This is a genomic window from Petrocella atlantisensis (assembly GCF_900538275.1).
In the GTDB taxonomy this organism is placed as follows: domain Bacteria; phylum Bacillota; class Clostridia; order Lachnospirales; family Vallitaleaceae; genus Petrocella; species Petrocella atlantisensis.
Window position 1 is genome coordinate 2,659,737 of record NZ_LR130778.1, and the last position, 19,325, is coordinate 2,679,061.

Genomic DNA, 19,325 nt, shown 5'->3' on the forward strand with positions numbered 1-19,325 from the left:
TAGGAGAAATATTAATAATGATATGAATCAAAAAGTGAGTTGCAACCATTAAGTTGTAGCTCACTTTTTACACTTCATCTTAATAAAGCTTTATTGACAGCTTATGGATTCTAGATTAAACTAGTAGTAGTATAGAAGACAAAAAATATATGTAAAGTTTAATAAAGCATTAGATAACAATTCATCAGAAATTGATTATATAATGCTTCTTTTTATTTCGACAATTTGTTTATGACTTCTACCAGCGAGGAAGGAACTCAATATGACTTTGCTAAGAAATCTATTTGCCATGCTTTTTGGCGTCATTATTATACCTACACTCATTCTTATGTCGATCAATTATTATCAAACAAAAACTTTTATTGAAGATGAAGCAAAACTCAACAATCATCAGATTGTTAAGCAGGCCAAAGTGGCGACGGATTCGATTATCAGTCAAACCGAAAGAATTTCTGAACAGGTTGCCATCGATCGGTCGATTCAACAATTCATGTTCGAGCAGATCGATTCAACGAATTATGATGACTATCAAGTAATTGATGATGTTTATAATGTCATGACGAACTTTATGGTTGGAACTCAGTATATTCAGGAGATTTCGATTTATAAGTTAGAGAATAATCTTCTCATTTCTACGGCAGAGACACAGCAACCGGCAATTAGTATTAAAACAAAAGAATACATACAAAAGTTATCGGATACTTCACCAATGAAAGTATGGATTGAACCGAATTCTTCAGGTGTTTATTGGGAACAGATATCGGATTTTCATTATGTTCGATTTATGTATACCAATGTGGACGAACTTGTTGGATTTGTAGTTATAAGATTAAAGAGCAATGACTTTAATAGGCTTATCAATGAGATGTATATTAAAAAAGAAGGCATGCTGTTTATAGCCGATCAAACAGGAAAACTAATTCTAAGTGCTGATAACAGATATAGAAATATCGTCGATTTACATATTACTTATGATTGGTTTAAGGAAATAGAAAACTATAAAACCATTGAAATTGATGGACAAGAGTACTTTATTTCTTTAGTTACTTCGGATTATAACAATTGGAAATATATAAGCTTAATCGATACATTTGAAATACAAAGCAAACTTAAGATAATAAGTAATAATACAATCCTTTTATTGGTCTTCTTTTTAATAGCGTCTCTGATGCTATCTTTTGCGATGTCAAAAGGTATATATAACCCGATTCATTTAATTAAAGCTTCTCTTGAAGGGAAAACTAAGAAAATTCATGAGTATAATTTTTTTCGATTACTAAAAGGTGAAGATGTCGATGAAAATGAGTTGGTAGGTGAACAAATACATCATCCAATGAAATATCAGATTGTACTTATAGAATTTTTCAAAGAGGTACATGATATTCTAGATCAAGATTATATCAGTCGAGAGTTTGATGATGAAGAAGGCATAGCACTTAGAAATATTCTTGATGAACATATTAAAACCTATTTAAGTAATGATCGACTCATTGAATTTTTTTATGAAACAAAAACGAGAATCGTATTATTACTACGTGCTGAGGATGAAAATAGAACGGATGATTCAAAAACAATGGACATGTTCGAAGCCCTAATAGAAAACTATAAACAAATTACCAATTGTCAAGGTACGGTTGTTATTGGTGCAGATACAAGTTTTAGTGATATTAAGGATTCCTATGAACATCTAATTAAGATTCTAAAATACAAACTTGAGAAAAAACAAATGGGCATCATTGATGAAAAGAAATTCATATATAAAGCTGAACTAAAAAAATTACCCTATGATTATCATACGTATTTAAACAACAGCTTAAGAGCATCCTCTCTTGATGAGTGTAAAGCCATCATTTTAGAACTTGAACAAGTTGTAAAAAGTGAATTCTATTATGCATCAAATTTTTCCTTTTATTACAAAGACGTACTTAATACGATTATTGGTTATCTTTATGAGATACAATATATTCATTCCAAAGAGATGAGTGACGTTATTAAAAGTTTTTCTGAGTTTGATAAAAGATTCAAATCCATTAATGAAGCTACAAAATGGACCTTGCAGTTTATTACCAATATCTTTACATTCTTAAAGGAAGATGGTTATAATAATTACGATAATCCGGTCACAAAATGCATACAGTTTATTGAGTCAGAGTACATGAATGATATAAGTTTGAATGAAGTGGCAGAACGACTGGGTATATCTGTATCCTATTTGTCAAAACAGTTTAAGGATGAAACAGGCATTAATTTTAAAGAATATGTAACCTCAACCAAGATCAAAAAAGCAAAACATTTACTAAATGAAACGAATCAGACGATTGAACAGATTGCAAAAGAGATTGGTTATAATAGTACATTACAAATGGTACGTATGTTTAAAAAATTAGAAAATGTTACGCCATCAGAGTATAGAAAAAGAAGCTAAAAAGCGAGAACAAAAAAAGATACTTCATAACAAAAAAAGATACCTCATCTTCTAAAGCCTTTATTTTAAAGGCTTTTTTTATTGCTCTTTTTATAATGGGGGTCCTATGATCTTGAAAAAAGGCCATAATACAAAAGATAAAAAAGGATTCTTTTTCTTTCTTAAGAAACTTGGCATAATAAAAATGTGTTCAGGCCGTTCACAAAACAAGTACCAAAATAAGTATCCAGAACAAGAACCCAAAACTAAGCATCTATTAAAAAGGAGAAAGCTTATGAGCAATAATGACAAGACACAAAAATATGTTTACACAATCGAAGATTTACCAGAAACAATAATCGTCCCTGAAGAAGATATACGCACCAAATTCTTAATGAGTAAAAACGCATTGGTGAGTTTCATCAATGTACCTAAAGGTTCGACTTTTCCTATTCATAGTCATGATGCAGAACAGATTATGATTGTTCTAGAAGGTGAAGAGCATCACGAGATAGATGGCAAAAAAATTATTATGCATGCCGGGGATGTATGTGTTCATCCGGCAAATGTACCACATGGTGGCTATACGCCAACAGGCATAAAAGCCATTGATATTTTTGCACCGGCACGAGATAGTCATGTCGAGCTCATGAAAGAACAAGGCACATACCCTGACGAATTTGGTAACTATAAAACAAATAACAAGTAACTTAATCAATGATATTATGCGGGAGGTTTAGTTTATGAAACTTACAAATATTAAAAAGATTTTAGGTTTAATCATAGTATTTTCATTATTAATGACAATCGTAGGCTGTGCAAAAAAAGATGAAGTTACACCAGAACCTACTCCAAGTACGGATGTGGAAACAGAAGAACCATTGGCAGAAGAGCCTGAAGAACCTGCTGAAGTTATTGAAATCAAATTGGCACACTATGCTGAGATTGGACATCCAGCAGACCTTGCTGCTAATGAATTTGCTTTAAAAGTTGAAGCAAGAACCAATGGCGCCGTTAAAATTATAGTATATCCTGCCAATGCTTTAGGAACACCGGATGAAGTGTTAGAGCAAAATATTCTTGGTACTGTAGACATGAGTTTACCAACCCAAGGTCATTTGAGTAAGTATTCACAAAAATTCTCTACAGTCATGTTACCATTTGCTTTTGAAGATGCGGATCATGTTTATCGTGTTCTTGATGGACCTTTTATGGAATGGGCATCACCTGATCTTGAAGCACAGGGCCTTGTATTTTTATCAAACTGGGATTGGGGCTTTAGAAATATAACCAATAATAAACGTCCCATAAATACACCAGCCGATGTAGCCGGACTTAAGCTTAGAACACCCCCCGAAATTCAATTGCAAGCTGCTATGGAAGCCCTTGGCGCCAATGTCAGTCAAATCGCTTTCTCAGAGCTAATTTTATCTTTAAACCAAGGTGTTGTAGATGGGCAAGAAAACCCATTGTCCGTTATCTATTACAACAATGTATTTGAAGCTCAAAATCATTTAGCGATTACCCAACATGTTTACAACTCAATGGTAAATGTTATGAGTAAAGAAGTATGGGATAGACTTTCAGAAGAACAACAGATGATTTTAAAAGAAGAAAGTACGAATGCCGGAAACGAAATGCGTAAAATGATGCAGGAACAAGAAGAAGATCTTATTGGCATGCTTGAAGAAAAAGGTATGGAAGTTACATATCCGGATAAAACTTTATTTAAAGATATGATGCAACCTGCTTATGATCGTATTGCTGAATATGCCGGAAAAGAAAATGTTGAGTATTTATTAAAGATTGCAGAAGAAAATAAATAATTAATCTATAACCAAGTATATAACAAGACATTTTAAGAACAGGCTGTATTTATGTGTATCATAATAGATATGGCTTGTTCATTTAAAGGAGGATTTTATGGAAGCATTACTTATTTTCATTGTGCTTATAGGATTAATACTTCTTGGTGTACCCATTGCAGTTAGTCTTGGCATTACATCCATAGGTGCATTTATTTTATTGGGTGAATCACAAAACTTACTTATGATGGCGCAAAGAATGTACGCATCTACAACAGGATTTACATTGTTAGCGATTCCATTTTTTATTCTTGCCGGGAATTTAATGAATACTTCTGGTATAACGAAAAAAATATTCGACTTTGCAGAGGCAAGTGTAGGACACGTTTGGGGCGGTTTAGGACAAGTTAATATTATAGCCAGTGTTATTTTTTCGGGTATGTCAGGGGCAGCTGTAGCTGACGCCGCTGGACTTGGAATGATTGAGATCAAAGCAATGACAGATAGTGGATATGACAAAAAGTTTTCTGCAGCGATAACGGCTGCTTCATCAACAATAGGACCTGTTATACCACCCAGCATTCCATTTGTCATCTATGGTGCAATGACGGGTGTTTCTGTAGGTAGTTTGTTTTTAGCCGGTTTTCTACCCGGAATACTGATGGCGATTACTATGATTATTGCCGTTTCTATTATATCGAGAAAGAGAAATTATCCAAGGCAACCGAAACAATCATTAGAAAAACGGTTCGAAGCATTTAAAAAGGCATTTTTACCACTCCTTACCCCTGTCATCATAATTGGTGGTATTTTAAGTGGCTGGTTCACAGCAACAGAAGCAGCAGTGGTCGCTTGTATTTATGCACTTTTCCTAGACCTTGTGGTATACCACGAATTACGATTTAAAAGTATTGTAAGTATATTGGCAAATACAGTTCTTCATACTGTAAAAGTCATGTTTATTATTTCGGCAGCAGGTTTTTTTGGATGGTTACTGACGTTCCTAAAAGTCCCGGAACAAATTATTATTACCCTAACAAGTGTGAGTGATAATAAGTATATTCTATTATTAATTATTATAGGAATTTTACTTGTACTTGGTATGTTTCTAGAAGGTATTGCGGTACTTATGATTACAATACCTATATTTATGCCAATTATACTTCAATTGGGTGTTGATCCTATTCAATTTGGTGTTGTTATGATTTTGGCTTCAATGATTGGACTCTTATCGCCACCTGTCGGCATGTGCTTATATGCAGTATCGAGTATTAGTGATGTAAAGATTGGTGCTCTCAGTAAAGAGGTATTACCATATTTAGCGGGTATTTTCATTGTATTATTAGCAGTAGCTGGAATCCCACAAATATCATTATTAATACCAAACTTATTTAGATAGGAGGCATAATATGAATGTACTAAAAAAAATGGATAAAGGCATCATGACAACACTTCAAGTTATTTGCATTTCACTACTCGTGGTATTGTTCACACTGTTATCACTAAATGTATTTGTTAGATTCTTCCCGCTTTTTTCTATAGGGTGGTTTGATGAAATCGTAGAGCTATCCTTTACGAGTTTAACATTTTTTGGCGCTGCTTTTTTATGGTGTAAACATGAGCATTCCAGAATTGATTTTTTAAGTGAAAAGTTTATGGGAACTAAAAAAGAATTCATTCTTGAATTTATTATAAGCATAATAGGATTGATATTTATCTATTTTATGGTAAGGTATAGCTTAGTACTAATAAATAAGGCGACAGCATGGTCACCTATATTTAAGATACCAAAGAAGTTATTTTACGCATCCATTCCAATCTCAGGGATAGTAATGGGTATTTACTCGATAAGAGATATAGTTGTAAATGGTAGAAAGATATTTATACATTCCCATTAACATACGTATATAGCATAGGAAATTTTCAAAAGCATCAATAATAAAGCGGATTAAATGGAGGTAATTATGAAGATATTAATAACAGGCGCAAGTACAGGCATCGGTTCTGCAATAGCAATTAAATTAGCCAAGAATAATGAATTATTTTTGGTATACAATCAATCAAAAGAAAGTGCAATTGGGGTAGCATCAGAAGTGACAAAGTTGGGTGGTATTGCACATTTAATTCAATGTGACATAACAAAAGAAGAAAACTGCATAGCATTAATCGATGAAGTGAAAGAGCATACAGATTATTTAGATGTACTTGTAAATAATGCAGGAGGCCTGGTAAAACGCGTTCCGGCTGTTGAACTTACATGGGATCATATGCAGGAGGTTTTTAATCTAAACACGTTTTCACTGTTTAAGATTACATCATTAGCGATTGAATTACTTAAAAAGGGAACAAATCCAAATATTATAAATATAGCTTCTGTTGTTATTCGACATGGCGCACCCGGAGCGACGATGTATGCAGCTTCAAAAGGTGCCGTTGATGTTTTCACAAGAGGACTTATGAGAGAATTAGCACCGGATATACGTGTCAATACAGTATCGCCGGGCGTCATCGATACACCATTTCATGATAAGGTTTCAACAAAAGAGCAAATGAAAATATGGGCAGATGCAAACCCGCTTAAAAAGAATGGCCAAGGTGAACATATTGCTCTTGCAGTCTCATTTTGTATAGAAAATACTTTTTTAAATGGTGAAAATATAGATGTAAATGGTGGTACTTATATCAGGTAGTATTGCTTTGCAGGCGCTATGGATATCTTATAGATCTAAGACCTAAATAGTTGTGAATAGGAAGGTGTCAAAATGAGTAGGTATAAAAGTAGATGTATAATAGCTGTTATATTTGTCATTATTATCTTAGCAGGCTGTTCAAGACAATTAACTCAGGAGCCGGATATGACAGAGGAAGTTATCGTCCTTAGGTTTGGACACTATGCAATTGAAGATCATCCTGCAAACACAGCCGCAGCCCTTTTTGCTGAAAATGTTGAAAAACGAACAAATGGTAAAGTCATAGTAGAGATTTTTGCAGATGGACAACTGGGTACACCACCTGAAATGTTAGAACAGAATATTATTGGTTCAATCGACATGAGTTTGCCTACCCAAGGCGCTTTAGACAAGTATTCTAAGAAATTTGCGACAGTAATGTTACCCTTTGTTTTTGATAACTATAAGCATGCCTATCGCGTTCTTGATGGAGAATTTATTGAATGGGTTGAAGATGATTTAGATAAACAAGGTCTAATTATGCTGGCTAATTGGGAGTATGGGTTTAGAAACATAACCAATAATACAAGACCTATTGTGACGCCTGATGATATTATTGGCCTTAGACTTCGAACGCCACCGGAAATGCAGTTACAACTTGCGATGGAATCTTTAGGAGCAAATGTAACCAAAATTGCATTTCCTGAAATCTATCTTTCATTAAAACAAGGTATCGTAGACGGACAGGAAAACCCACTAACCATTATTTATTATAACAAATTATATGAAGTACAAAAGTATCTTACCATGACACGTCATACTTATAATTGTATGGTCCATGTCGTAAGTAAAAAAACATGGGAGACGCTGACGAAAGAACAACAGGAAATAATCAGAGAAGAAAGTATTACTGCAGGCAACTGGATGCGCGTTGAAGTACAAAAGGAAGAAGTAGAAATTCTGAAAAAATTGCAGGATGAAGGTATGATCATTACTTACCCTGACCGAAGTGTTTTTAAAGAGAAGATGAAATATGCCTATAATACTATTTCAACCTATGCAGGTATAGAAAACGTGGAGTACTTTTTACAACTCGTAGAAGAATCGAGGTAAGCTATGGAACTGCAAATTATCATAAATCAGATCTCAAAACTTATTTTATTAGTGCTCGTGGGTGTCTATGCAAGAAAGTTAAAGATTATACCTGAAGAAGGCATAGCAATTCTGTCAAAATTACTAATTAATATAACTTTACCTATTTTAACTTTTTTTAGTATCACAAGTTATAAACTACCGGACGATATTTTTCGAGATGGATTTTTTATTATAAGTATGGCAGTATGCATTCAACTGTTCAGTTTATTTGTGGGTAAATTAATAGCTAAAATATTAAAATTAGGTAGAGTCAAAAAGAATGTGTATGCAGCACAACTCATGATTGGTAATACAGTTTACCTTGCCTTTCCACTTATGACAGAGTTGTTTGGCAGAATTGGTTTAATCTATGCGATTATCTATTATCTGGTTAGCTTAACCTTTATTTGGACAATTGGTGTATATTTATTTAACAAAGAAGAGATGAAAAATGTTAGACAGATATTTAAATCGTTAATAAATCCGTGTACGATTGCTTTTGCATTAGGCATAATTGCGCTCATACTTAGAATCGATATTGCCATGGAGAAATGGGACTTATTTAATAAGTCATATCAGTTCATGTATGATACATTTTATCCTCTAGGCAATACAACAATGAGTTTATCCATGGTATTTATCGGTTTGATCATAGGACAAATGAAGTTCAAACAGATTGTTGGAATATTTAAGGATCGATCCGTTCAAATACTTGTGTTGGTGAAACTAATTCTAATACCTAGCTTTTTCTTACTTGTACTCATGTTTGCAAGAGAATTTGCAACTGAGATTGCTATTGCAGTCATTTTTATAGAAACGCTCATGCCGGCAAGTACAGTAACTGTTGCTATAGCTAAGGAAAATGGATCAGACTATACATATGCAATGGAGATAGCCATTGCTACTACGGTAATATGTCTCATTACAATACCGGTCATGCTACGTCTGTATCAGGTCGTGTTTTAAAATTGTAATGACCCCTATAAGACAAATGCATTTGATGTGAACAAAAAGTGAGCTGAAACCGTAAGGTATATGGCTCACTTTTTTCACGCTTCTTGTTTTATTTAGGATAATAATTGACCTGGCATCTAGATAATGATAAAGTATAAGGCATAATAGGTTAATCAGATACATCCGCAAGATGTAAAAATAAACCATAAACAAGGTTAAGGAAAGTAGGCAAAATGAATAATAACTTTATTGATTTAGGGGTAGACCCTATTATTGTCAAGGCAATAGAAGAAATGGGATTTGAATCCCCAACAAACGTGCAAAGCAGAGCCATACCCCATGTTCTGAATCATCAGGATTTGGTGGTTATGTCAAAGACCGGCAGTGGTAAAACCGGTGCTTTTGGAATTCCGATGTTGCAAATGATGGAAGCAGACGTAATAGGGCCTCAAGCGCTCATATTAACGCCCACAAGGGAATTGGCGGTGCAAGTGGAAAATGACATCAGTCTCATGTCAAAATACCAGACAGTGACCACAACCGCAGTCTACGGACAACATAACATTAACATTGAAGTGGATGCGATCAAAAAAGGTGCATCCATTGTTGTTGGAACGCCGGGACGGGTATTTGACCACATTCAACGAAGAAGCTTACCGACCAAAGCAATACGATTTCTTGTACTAGACGAGGCTGACCGTATGTTGGATATGGGCTTTATTGACCAAGTCGTCAAAATTATTAAAACCTTGCCCAAAAATCGTGTGACCATGCTTTTTTCAGCAACCATGCCGGCTGAGATTCAGAGAATATGTCAGGCTTATATGAATGAAGCCACGACCATAGCTTTAGAATCGGACACAAAAACGGTGGATGCTATCTTACAATTGTATTATAGAGTAGAAGCAAATGAAAAAAGAACACAGTTGGATCGATTACTAAAAGTTGAACAACCGGATAGTTGTCTGATTTTTTGCAACACCCGTTATGCTGTAGACAAAGTACAAGCCTATCTAGAAAGAAAAGGCTATATTGTTGACGCCATCCATGGCGCTAATACACAAGTCAGTCGTATGAAGACCATAGATAAGATTAAAAAAGGTGCACTTCAAATTGTGGTTGCAACGGACGTTGCTGCAAGAGGTTTGCATATTGATGATCTTAGTCTGGTTATTAACTACGATGTACCTATTGAAAAAGACAGCTACGTACACCGTATCGGTCGAACCGGTCGTGCAGGTAACACCGGTAAAGCCATTACACTAGCAACAGCCGATGATATTATGTCTTTATATGAGATTGAAGAGCATGTGGGTAGCCTGATTGAAGAAACAGAATTACCTACAGATGAGCAAGTGCGTGAAGCGGTGGCTTCTGCAACAGGTAAATGGGTCGGCGTTAAACCTCCTAAAGCCCATGCAGGCAAGGACCATAAGCCAAGTGACCATAAATCAGGAGATTATAAAGCAAAAGATCATAAAACAAAAGACCATCGATCAAGAGACTATAAGCCAAAAGAGTATAAACCTGTGGTGCAAAAGGTCATGGAAGAAAAAGCCAAGATTGTCCATGTGGCAGAGCCAATTGTGGAAAAAGTCAAAGAAAAAATCCATGTTCCAAGTAAGGCAGTTCATCATAAAAAGGCTAAGCCTGAGATAAAAGTAGAAACCGTTATTTTACCTAAGCTTGGACCGATTGAGTTTAGAAAATCTTCTGAACCGGTTAAGAAAAAGAAGTTTATTGACAAGATAAAAGATATGCTTGTCAAATAAGAACAGTTGAATAAATCGTTAATAAAAAGATAAATATTGTAAAATATCATGACACCATATATAATATAGTTATGGCTGAGGGCGGCGAACCTCAGCTTTTCTTGCGTTCAAACACAACCTTTGCACGTATTAATTAAAGTAAAGATAATCTGTCAAACAATAGGATCATATGAAAGGATGAAAATCATGTCAAAAAAACACGGAGCTGAAAAAACACATCAAGGGGGTATGTCACAAACCAAAAAGGTTAATGGGAGCTTTAGACGTAAACTCATCTTTATCATTGTCATCCAAACACTTTTGGTGGTGACCCTCATCGTTCTGGCAAGTACGTTTAGTACTTTAGCAATCTTAAAAGGCAATCTAGAAAGAAATAGTAATGACGTTATTACTGAGATTGAAAGAGGGATTGACAATACTTTAGATGACCTTAAAGGGGTCGCAGGCTATTTTTCAAATCAAGAAGACGTTATGTTATTGGCGACACAAGGTACACAAGAACGTGAAGTCCTAAATGCTTTTGAAAAGTTTTCAGATGCGTACCCGAATATCTTCAACATATACATGGCAACACCTGCAAAAGACATGTATCTCTATCCACCAACGCAACTACCTGAAGGTTATGATCCTACAGAACGCGATTGGTATAAAGAGGCGGCTGCTAGTGGTGAAGTGAGTATATCAGACCCTTACGTGGATGCAGGTACAGAAACAGTTGTGTTTACAGTATCAAAAGCCATCATGTCTGGTGATGAGCTTGTTGGGGTATTTGCAGTGGATGTTTCCTTAGCAGAGTTATCACAAGCTCTGAATTCCATCGTTATTGGAAAAACCGGTTATCCGACCTTAATCGATAAAGAGTATAAGGTCTTAACCCATAAGGATAGCAGCTTATTAAATGAGTTGCTACCGGTGGAAATCATCGTAGAAGCCATGAAAAAGAATGACAGCAACCAACTTAGATACAATTATGATGGTGAATCCAAGATTGCCGTCTATAAGAAAATGGATAATATTAACATGTTTATTTTAGCAGCATTACCTGTTTCAGACATTCAAGATGATATAAATGTTGTTATGTGGACAGGCATTGGACTTGGTGCCATCGCTTTAGTCGTATCCGGTGTTATAGCTTATTTTGTAGCGGTGTTCTTCACCAGAAGAATAAGGACCATAGCGGTTGGACTTGAAAAAGTCAGTCAAGGTGATCTAACCACGCATGTAACTGTTAAATCCAATGATGAGCTTGAGTTGTTGGCAAATAGCTTAAACACAACAGTAGATAATTTGAAATATATCATAGGAGATATTCAGTCTGTAGCTAACAAAGTGAATGATTCATCAAAAGTCTTAGCAGATACTTCTAATCAGACCAAAAACTCCGCTGTTGAAGTTACAAGAACCGCTGAGGAAATATCCAAAGGCGCTGTAGAACAAGCTGAGGAGTCAGAAGCGGGTGCTAGTATGACCAATACATTAGCAGAAGGCATCGATGAATTAACGGAAAGTACAAAGTTGATGGATGAATTGGCATCAGACTCCAATAATTTAAATGATATGGGTGTCAAAGTGGTTAATGAGCTTCGAAACAAAACCTCAGAGAATGAGGTCGCAACCAAACGTGTTGAAACATCTATTCTTGAGTTGGACAGTAAGTCTAAAGAAATAGGCAATATTCTAGATACCATAACATCTATAGCAGCGCAAACCAATCTATTAGCACTCAATGCATCCATTGAAGCGGCCAGAGCAGGCGAGCATGGCCGAGGGTTTGCGGTTGTAGCCGATGAGATTCGTAAACTTGCAGAAGATTCGAAAAATGCCACACAAGAGATTCAAGACATCGTTATCAACATACAGAATGAAAGTTCTCAAACAGTAGCGGTCATGAAAGATGTCAAGGACCGTGGTAAGGAGCAATCTATAGCAGTGGAACATGTAAACGAAGCTTTTAATTCAATTTCCAGCAATATTAAAGATATTACTTTGCAGATTGAATCTATTAATCGTCATATGCTTAAAATGAACGATGATAAGGACAACATCGTTTTATCTATTACAAATATATCAGCCATATCTGAAGAGACAGCAGCTGCATCCGAAGAAGTGACCGCTTCAATGGATCAACAACTGGAATCAACAGAAGAAGTGGCTAAACTGGCCAATGATCTGAATGAAATGGCTCACACTTTAAGAGAGTCCTTATCTAGGTTCACTCTTCAATAGATTTTAGTTAGAAGTTATACAAAGATTCATTAATATGCATTCATGAGGTCTCTAAGTTCAAAAAAAACTTAGAGACTTTTTTTGAAAAGTTTGATATGTAAGGGGTCCCATGAAAACCCTTCCACAGTCTGTATGATTACGGTCTCCGATTGGTGCATCCATGCACCAAAAGTCGACGGTCAGCATCCATGCTGACGAGCTCCATCACACAGTCTGATTCCAGGAACTTCATGGTCGACGTTGGCTAAAATTACGTAAATTATATACGATTCTTTTAAAAGTTATTGGGGAGAGTTGAGTTACAAACATATCTAAGGTATGATTAAGTTTGAAAAACCATGAACTCTATATAAAGAGAATATTATATGAAAGTGGAGAACAAACATGCCAAAAAAATATTATGCAGTCAGACAAGGGTTAGAAAAAGGTATATTTAAGACATGGGCGGAATGCCAAGCAAGTACAAAGGGCTATTCAGGTGCAGAGTTTAAAAGTTTCAAAACCTTAGAAGAAGCGGAATCCTATATGAAGATAGATCAGACCTCTCCAATGAATCATCATGTAAATGGGGATGCTAGTATAAAAGAAGTTGAAATAAATGAAGCGGGAATAGCGAAAGCCTATGTGGATGGGAGTTATGATCATAGTACAAAACGTTATGCAGGCGGTGCGGTTATTCTTATTGGAGAAGAAGAGATTCATATTAATGAGGCCGGTGATGATACTGAACTGGCCACGATGAGAAATGTGGCAGGAGAACTACTAGGTGCCATAAGAGCCATGGAATGGGTATACAATCATAAAGACGCAATGGGCATAGAGAAATTGATTCTCTATCATGACTATGAAGGTATAGCCAAATGGGCAACAAAAGGATGGCAGGCTAAGAAAAAGGGGACACAGCAATATGTGACACTATTTAATAAATACAGCACATCCTATCCGATTGAATTTGTAAAAGTTCTGGCGCACTCTGGAGATTATTATAATGAACTGGCAGATCAGCTGGCAAAAAAAGCGCTGGGTATAGAAAACGGTATGCTATAAATGAGTGAACACTTTATCTACATTAAAGTTTCATTAAATTATTTTTAATGAAATACTTATGGAATTTTATTAGAATAAAGGTTAAAATAATAACAATGGATAGGCATAGTATAGAAACATAATTATGACCCTCTACCATGGATTTATAGAAATGGGATGTGAAGCATGATAAAAATCAAGGATGTTGGAAAAACATATGGTAATGGTAACATTGCTGTAGAAGCTTTAAAGCAGGTTAATCTTAATATAGAAAAAGGTGAATTTATTTCTATTATGGGTCCATCAGGTTCGGGAAAGTCAACGCTCATGAATTTGATTGGATGCCTAGACCGGGTAACTTGTGGGGATTATCATTTAGAAAATGTGAATGTAGCCACTTTGGATGACAATGAGCTGGCATCCATACGAAATAAGAAGATTGGTTTTGTTTTCCAGTCATTCAATCTGCTGCCTAGGATTTCTGCTCTGAAAAATGTGGAATTACCTATGATCTACGCCGGAGTTCACTATAAGGAGCGTAAGGTAAGAGGTATGGAAGCCATGCATCGGGTTGGTCTAGCAGATCGTATGGATCACAAACCCAACGAAATGTCAGGCGGTCAAAAACAGCGTGTGGCCATAGCTAGAGCTTTGGTCAACCGACCGGCCATTATATTAGCGGATGAGCCTACTGGGAACCTAGACTCAGTTTCATCAGAAGAAATCATGGCAGAGTTTCAAAAACTCAATGAAGAAGGGGTCACGGTCATCATCGTTACCCACGAGCCGGATATTGCAGAGCATACCAAGCGTGTCATTACATTCGCTGACGGCTATTTAACCAGTGACCGTATGGTTGAGAAACCGATACAGGCTCTTGATATATTAAAACAAAAAGAAAAAGCGCTGAATGCGTCATTAAATGGAGGAAACAAGGATGAGAGATGAAGAGAACAAAATGGATACAAATGAAGTGGAAGAAAACAAGGGTATGCATGAAACAAAGGAAACTAATGAAATAAATGAGATATATGAAAATGAAGGCATGGAAGAAGTTAATGCTTCACCAATAGTCAAGATGGCAAATATTATCTTCGCACCGACGGAGGCTTTCAAAGCCATCAAATCCAAACCCAACTGGTTCATTCCCTTGCTAATTACAATGTTAGCACCTATTGTTTATTATTTGGTTTGTTGGGGACAGTTTGAAGTAACCATGATTAGGGAAATTGAAAAGCAACTGGAAGGCACCGGTCAAGTCGTGACTGAAAGTATGATGGAATTGCCTTTAACCATAGCAAAGGTATCTACTTTTGTTTTTACGCCTATTGGTGTTATTATTGGCATGTTGTTTGTTGCTTTTGTTTATTTTGTTGTGGCTAAGATCATAAAATCACCGGCTGGATTTAAGCAAATTTTTTCCATGACGGTACATATAGGTATATTATCTGTATTTACATGGTTGATCATGATGGTTATGACCCTAATCAAAGGAGAAATGCCAACCGTATCCGTAACAAGTCTTTCCAGCTTACTACCTGAATCTATGAACGGATCCGTCTTATCGGCTGTATTGGCACCGATTGAAGTCATTAGTCTTTGGAGCCTATACATCACATACATAGGACTTAGAATTGTAGCAAGTTTTAGTAAAAAAGCAGCAGGTATAACAGTAGGGTTGTCCTTCTTGTTTGGGGCATCCATATCCGTCATTACCGTATTGCTGACTAATATGGCATCATCGATGCAAATGTAAGGGGTTGTAGAATTGAAGAAAAAAATCTTAATTGCTGTATTCATCATAGGTATCATAGCCATTATGATTGTTTACAATTTAAATAAAGATACGACAGGAGAAGGTGGATTTGGTGGCGGAAAAGCTCAAGAAGTCGAGGTTACAGCCATACAACGTGAGGATTTATATTCCAGTATACTTATAACCGGCACTGTTATGGAAAGTAATAAATGGGAAGTCATCTCAAACACACCTCTTCAGATTAAAGAAGTGCTGGTTGAAGTCGGTGATTATGTGACTATAGGACAAGCATTATTTACAGTGGACATGACGGATCTTGAAGCGGAACTTAAGCAAGCAAAGCTTAACTATGATATACAAACCTTACAATTGGAGAAGCTTCGAAGCCAATCATCTACATCAACGGCAATGGGGGGTGAAATAGCCCTAGAGTTATCCAGATTATCTGTCAGTACAGCAGAAAAATTTTTAGAAGAACAACGTATGAACCTCGAAAAAAGTCGTATCCTACTAAACGAAGGTTTTATCTCACAAGAGGAATATAATACGATGACGAAGGCGGTAGAAGAAGCCGAAAATCAATTAGCAACTTCAAAGTTAGATTTGAAAAGAGCTGAAGATGATTTGGCAGCGCTACTAAAAAGCAATAATCAAGCCAATCAATCCACACAAATTGATGTAACAATTCAAGTGAAAAATCTTGAAAGCTTAAAAATGAACATAACCACCTTAGAAAACCATATCCAAGAAATATCAGATCTAACCTATGCAACAGGCGAAGGTGTTGTGACAGAAGTACATATATCAAAAGGTGAGCAGTCACCTAGCCTTGCACCTATGTTGACCTTAATGGATATGAACAAAATGAAGGTAGCAGCAAATCTAAGGGAATATGACATTAAGGATATTGTTATTGGCCAAAAGGTTCTAATTACAGGAGATGCGATATCAAAATCCGCATCCGTCGAAGGTGAAGTATCTTTTATAGCGCCAAAGGCAGTTCAAGCACTCGTGAATGGCAAAGAGGCAACAACAGTACCCATTGAAATTACGATTACAAAAGATATGGATCAATTAAAGCCGGGTTATACAGCTGACTGTGAGATTACCACATCCTTTAAGGAACAAGTATTGGTGGCTTCTTATGATATGTTTAAGGATGATAGGGACAACAATAAGTTGGCTTATGTCGTTACAGAAGATGGCACTGTAGAGGAAAGGGTTGTCGAATTGGGGATTGTTTCTGATTTTGATGCTGAGGTTGTGGAAGGATTAGAAGAAGGTGAGCTTGTTATTAACAACCCATCTCTCAGTCTAAAAGACGGTATAAAAGTAAAAATTGTCAATGATCTAGAGAAAGAAGGCATGTAATATGCATTTGACAGAAAACTTCAAACAGGCTTTCTTGAGTTTGACCACCAATAAGTTAAGGTCTATTCTGACGATGCTAGGCATCATTATGGGTGTTTTTTCTATAGTTGCTATTATGGCCATCAGTAACGCCACTAAGGTTTATATTTCTTCAGAACTTGGAAAGCTTGGTGCAAACACTATCATCATACAAAGTACCGGTTCAGACATTGAAGACAGAGATCGACTTACCATGAAAGATATGGACAGCATCGTACGAGGTGTAGATGAAGTTGAGAATATTACAGCTGCAGCAACCTTTTATTCCAGCATTCGCTTGGAAGATGGGAATCGAGATGCTTTGGTGGCAGGTGCCACCTCACAGTACACCAGTTTTCAAACCATCGATCTTCTGGAAGGCAGATTTATATCAGGATCAGATATTGAAGGTCAAAGAAGGGTTATTATAGTTCCGGATACCTTTGCCAGAGAATATTTCAACAGAACAGATATTTTAGGTGAAGAAGTAAGATTAACCAATGGCTATGGTGACATCATGAAGATGAAAGTAATTGGTGTCTTAAATACAGAAGACGACTTATTCTCATCCTTACTCGAGGGCATTGAGTTTCCGGTGGAAGTGATTGCACCCATCACAACGATGCAATCATTTTTTGGGACAGAGTATGTGGATCAGATTCAGGTCTCTATCGACCCGGAAGCCAACCTTGCATCAGCGGGCAGTCGAATCATAAGGCTATTAGAATTCGTTCATGACAACCAGGATAAATATTTAGCCACCAGTGTGGAAGACATACAAAAATCAGTGAGTGGTATATTAAATGTCATATCCATGGTGTTGTTAGTTATTGCAATCATTACCCTTGTTGTTGGCGGTATTGGTATCATCAACATATTATTGGTTTCAGTAACGGAGCGGATAAGAGAAATAGGCATTCGAAAAGCCATTGGTGCCAAAAAAAGGGATATTGTCCTGCAGTTTTTAACAGAATCCATATTGATGACCGGATTTAGCGGCCTGATTGGCATATTTCTTGGTATTTTAACAGGTGCCATTATTTCAAGTGTAATCAAGATTCCACCGGTGGTGGATATCAAAACCACTGTAATTGCCTTTATCGGTTCTATAGTACTGGGTATTATCTTTGGTGTATATCCGGCAAAAAAAGCAGCAGACCTAGACCCCATAGAATCCTTACGTTATGAGTAAAATTTAAGCTGTCTTATCAAAATAGTTAAAGTTATCGTAATCAAGAATAGTTGCAAACGCATCAATGCAATCTATACTTGAATACGATTAGTGAAACTTTGATAAGACGGCTTAAATTAATAAGTCGCCAAAAAAAACCTCTGATTCTATTAATATTTAAGGAGAATGGTACGATATAGATAAGAGAATACAAATACTAATGAGGTGGCATAATGTTTAGAGGTCTATATACAGCTTATACGGGTATGAGAAGTCAACAAGAAAAGATGGATACCATCTCTAATAATCTTGCAAATGTAGATACTGCCGGATACAAAAAAGATCAAGTAGTATCAGCGTCATTTAAAGAAATGTTGACCCTAAAAATAAACGACCCTGAAGTTCCCTACAGTACGTCTATAGGTAAAATGAGCCTTGGTATCAGTTCGCAAGAAATACATACAGATCACTTACAGGGTTCTATGAAGCAGACAGACGAGAGCCTTAATATAGCATTACAAGGTCAAGGCATGATTAAGGTAGGACGCATGAATGAAGACGGCACTATGACGGAAAGATATACGAGAGACGGATCATTTATGTTGGATCAAGAAGGACGCTTGGTTACAAGTGAGGGTCTCTTTGTCTTAGGTGAGGAAAATACAGTACTGACTTTGGATCAATATGATGTGCGTATTAACAAAGATGGTAGTATATATTCGAATGAGGTACGTTTAGGTCAGATACAAATTGTCGGCATAGAAGATACAAAAACCTTACGAAAAGAGGGCGGAAGTTTATATGTCGGAACAGAAGAGACAGTAGAAATTCCATTTGTAGGAACGGCAGAGCAAGGCTTTTTGGAAAGCTCCAATGCCAATAGTATTGAAGAGATGATTAACATGATTAATGTTATGCGTACCTATGAATCCAATCAGAAAATTATTCAGACTTACGATGCAACCATGGAGAAAGTGGTCAACAACGTTGGTTCTATTAGATGATGAACGTGTAAACCA

Annotated in this window: 16 protein-coding genes; all 16 read left to right on the plus strand. The window is 36.2% G+C overall.

Annotation, left to right across the window (positions count from 1 at the left end; genetic code table 11):
* The first annotated feature begins 262 nt into the window (after positions 1–262).
* On the plus strand, positions 263–2,425 hold the full coding sequence (locus tag PATL70BA_RS12225) for an AraC family transcriptional regulator (protein WP_125137625.1): 2,163 nt from the start codon (positions 263–265) through the stop codon (positions 2,423–2,425).
* 106 nt (positions 2,426–2,531) lie between these two features.
* Complete coding sequence (locus PATL70BA_RS12230; RefSeq protein WP_125137626.1) at positions 2,532–3,113, plus strand: cupin domain-containing protein; 582 nt, start codon at positions 2,532–2,534, stop codon at positions 3,111–3,113.
* 34 nt (positions 3,114–3,147) lie between these two features.
* Positions 3,148–4,230: a TRAP transporter substrate-binding protein gene (locus PATL70BA_RS12235; RefSeq protein ID WP_125137627.1), complete on the plus strand. Its 1,083-nt coding sequence runs from the start codon at positions 3,148–3,150 to the stop codon at positions 4,228–4,230.
* A gap of 97 nt (positions 4,231–4,327) precedes the next feature.
* Positions 4,328–5,608: a TRAP transporter large permease gene (locus tag PATL70BA_RS12240; RefSeq protein WP_125137628.1), complete on the plus strand. Its 1,281-nt coding sequence runs from the start codon at positions 4,328–4,330 to the stop codon at positions 5,606–5,608.
* Positions 5,609–5,618: 10 nt separating this feature from the next.
* On the plus strand, positions 5,619–6,107 hold the full coding sequence (locus tag PATL70BA_RS12245) for a TRAP transporter small permease (protein ID WP_125137629.1): 489 nt from the start codon (positions 5,619–5,621) through the stop codon (positions 6,105–6,107).
* 66 nt (positions 6,108–6,173) lie between these two features.
* Positions 6,174–6,899: an SDR family NAD(P)-dependent oxidoreductase gene (locus tag PATL70BA_RS12250; protein WP_172596237.1), complete on the plus strand. Its 726-nt coding sequence runs from the start codon at positions 6,174–6,176 to the stop codon at positions 6,897–6,899.
* A gap of 72 nt (positions 6,900–6,971) precedes the next feature.
* On the plus strand, positions 6,972–7,991 hold the full coding sequence (locus tag PATL70BA_RS12255; RefSeq protein ID WP_125137631.1) for a TRAP transporter substrate-binding protein: 1,020 nt from the start codon (positions 6,972–6,974) through the stop codon (positions 7,989–7,991).
* Between the two features lie 3 nt (positions 7,992–7,994).
* Positions 7,995–8,978, plus strand: a complete 984-nt coding sequence (locus PATL70BA_RS12260; RefSeq protein WP_125137632.1) for an AEC family transporter — start codon at positions 7,995–7,997, stop codon at positions 8,976–8,978.
* A 221-nt stretch (positions 8,979–9,199) separates the two neighbouring features.
* On the plus strand, positions 9,200–10,738 hold the full coding sequence (locus PATL70BA_RS12265) for a DEAD/DEAH box helicase (RefSeq protein ID WP_125137633.1): 1,539 nt from the start codon (positions 9,200–9,202) through the stop codon (positions 10,736–10,738).
* A gap of 186 nt (positions 10,739–10,924) precedes the next feature.
* Positions 10,925–12,964 carry a methyl-accepting chemotaxis protein gene (locus tag PATL70BA_RS12270; RefSeq protein WP_172596238.1) on the plus strand — a complete coding sequence of 680 codons (2,040 nt, stop codon included), beginning with the start codon at positions 10,925–10,927 and terminating at the stop codon, positions 12,962–12,964.
* 384 nt (positions 12,965–13,348) lie between these two features.
* Positions 13,349–14,011, plus strand: coding sequence for a ribonuclease H1 domain-containing protein (locus tag PATL70BA_RS12275; protein ID WP_125137635.1), 663 nt, complete (start codon positions 13,349–13,351; stop codon positions 14,009–14,011).
* A gap of 165 nt (positions 14,012–14,176) precedes the next feature.
* Positions 14,177–14,938: an ABC transporter ATP-binding protein gene (locus tag PATL70BA_RS12280; RefSeq protein WP_125137636.1), complete on the plus strand. Its 762-nt coding sequence runs from the start codon at positions 14,177–14,179 to the stop codon at positions 14,936–14,938.
* Positions 14,928–15,746 (plus strand): Yip1 family protein, encoded by an 819-nt coding sequence (locus tag PATL70BA_RS12285; protein ID WP_172596239.1) that lies wholly within the window; start codon positions 14,928–14,930, stop codon positions 15,744–15,746. Before PATL70BA_RS12280 ends, PATL70BA_RS12285 begins: the two co-directional genes overlap by 11 nt.
* Before the next feature lie 12 nt (positions 15,747–15,758).
* Positions 15,759–17,117, plus strand: coding sequence for an HlyD family secretion protein (locus tag PATL70BA_RS12290; protein ID WP_125137638.1), 1,359 nt, complete (start codon positions 15,759–15,761; stop codon positions 17,115–17,117).
* Position 17,118: 1 nt separating this feature from the next.
* Complete coding sequence (locus PATL70BA_RS12295; protein ID WP_125137639.1) at positions 17,119–18,327, plus strand: ABC transporter permease; 1,209 nt, start codon at positions 17,119–17,121, stop codon at positions 18,325–18,327.
* Positions 18,328–18,539: 212 nt separating this feature from the next.
* Positions 18,540–19,310 (plus strand): flagellar hook-basal body protein, encoded by a 771-nt coding sequence (locus PATL70BA_RS12300; protein WP_125137640.1) that lies wholly within the window; start codon positions 18,540–18,542, stop codon positions 19,308–19,310.
* Positions 19,311–19,325 lie beyond the last annotated feature (15 nt).

Bases quoted from the DNA above. Each gene is read 5' to 3' on its own strand.
- PATL70BA_RS12225 (WP_125137625.1), top strand. From the start codon at position 263: ATGACTTTGCTAAGAAATCTATTTGCCATGCTTTTTGGCGTCATTATT.
- PATL70BA_RS12230 (WP_125137626.1), top strand. From the start codon at position 2,532: ATGATCTTGAAAAAAGGCCATAATACAAAAGATAAAAAAGGATTCTTT.
- PATL70BA_RS12235 (WP_125137627.1), top strand. From the start codon at position 3,148: ATGAAACTTACAAATATTAAAAAGATTTTAGGTTTAATCATAGTATTT.
- PATL70BA_RS12240 (WP_125137628.1), top strand. From the start codon at position 4,328: ATGGAAGCATTACTTATTTTCATTGTGCTTATAGGATTAATACTTCTT.
- PATL70BA_RS12245 (WP_125137629.1), top strand. From the start codon at position 5,619: ATGAATGTACTAAAAAAAATGGATAAAGGCATCATGACAACACTTCAA.
- PATL70BA_RS12250 (WP_172596237.1), top strand. From the start codon at position 6,174: ATGAAGATATTAATAACAGGCGCAAGTACAGGCATCGGTTCTGCAATA.
- PATL70BA_RS12255 (WP_125137631.1), top strand. From the start codon at position 6,972: ATGAGTAGGTATAAAAGTAGATGTATAATAGCTGTTATATTTGTCATT.
- PATL70BA_RS12260 (WP_125137632.1), top strand. From the start codon at position 7,995: ATGGAACTGCAAATTATCATAAATCAGATCTCAAAACTTATTTTATTA.
- PATL70BA_RS12265 (WP_125137633.1), top strand. From the start codon at position 9,200: ATGAATAATAACTTTATTGATTTAGGGGTAGACCCTATTATTGTCAAG.
- PATL70BA_RS12270 (WP_172596238.1), top strand. From the start codon at position 10,925: ATGTCAAAAAAACACGGAGCTGAAAAAACACATCAAGGGGGTATGTCA.
- PATL70BA_RS12275 (WP_125137635.1), top strand. From the start codon at position 13,349: ATGCCAAAAAAATATTATGCAGTCAGACAAGGGTTAGAAAAAGGTATA.
- PATL70BA_RS12280 (WP_125137636.1), top strand. From the start codon at position 14,177: ATGATAAAAATCAAGGATGTTGGAAAAACATATGGTAATGGTAACATT.
- PATL70BA_RS12285 (WP_172596239.1), top strand. From the start codon at position 14,928: ATGAGAGATGAAGAGAACAAAATGGATACAAATGAAGTGGAAGAAAAC.
- PATL70BA_RS12295 (WP_125137639.1), top strand. From the start codon at position 17,119: ATGCATTTGACAGAAAACTTCAAACAGGCTTTCTTGAGTTTGACCACC.
- PATL70BA_RS12300 (WP_125137640.1), top strand. From the start codon at position 18,540: ATGTTTAGAGGTCTATATACAGCTTATACGGGTATGAGAAGTCAACAA.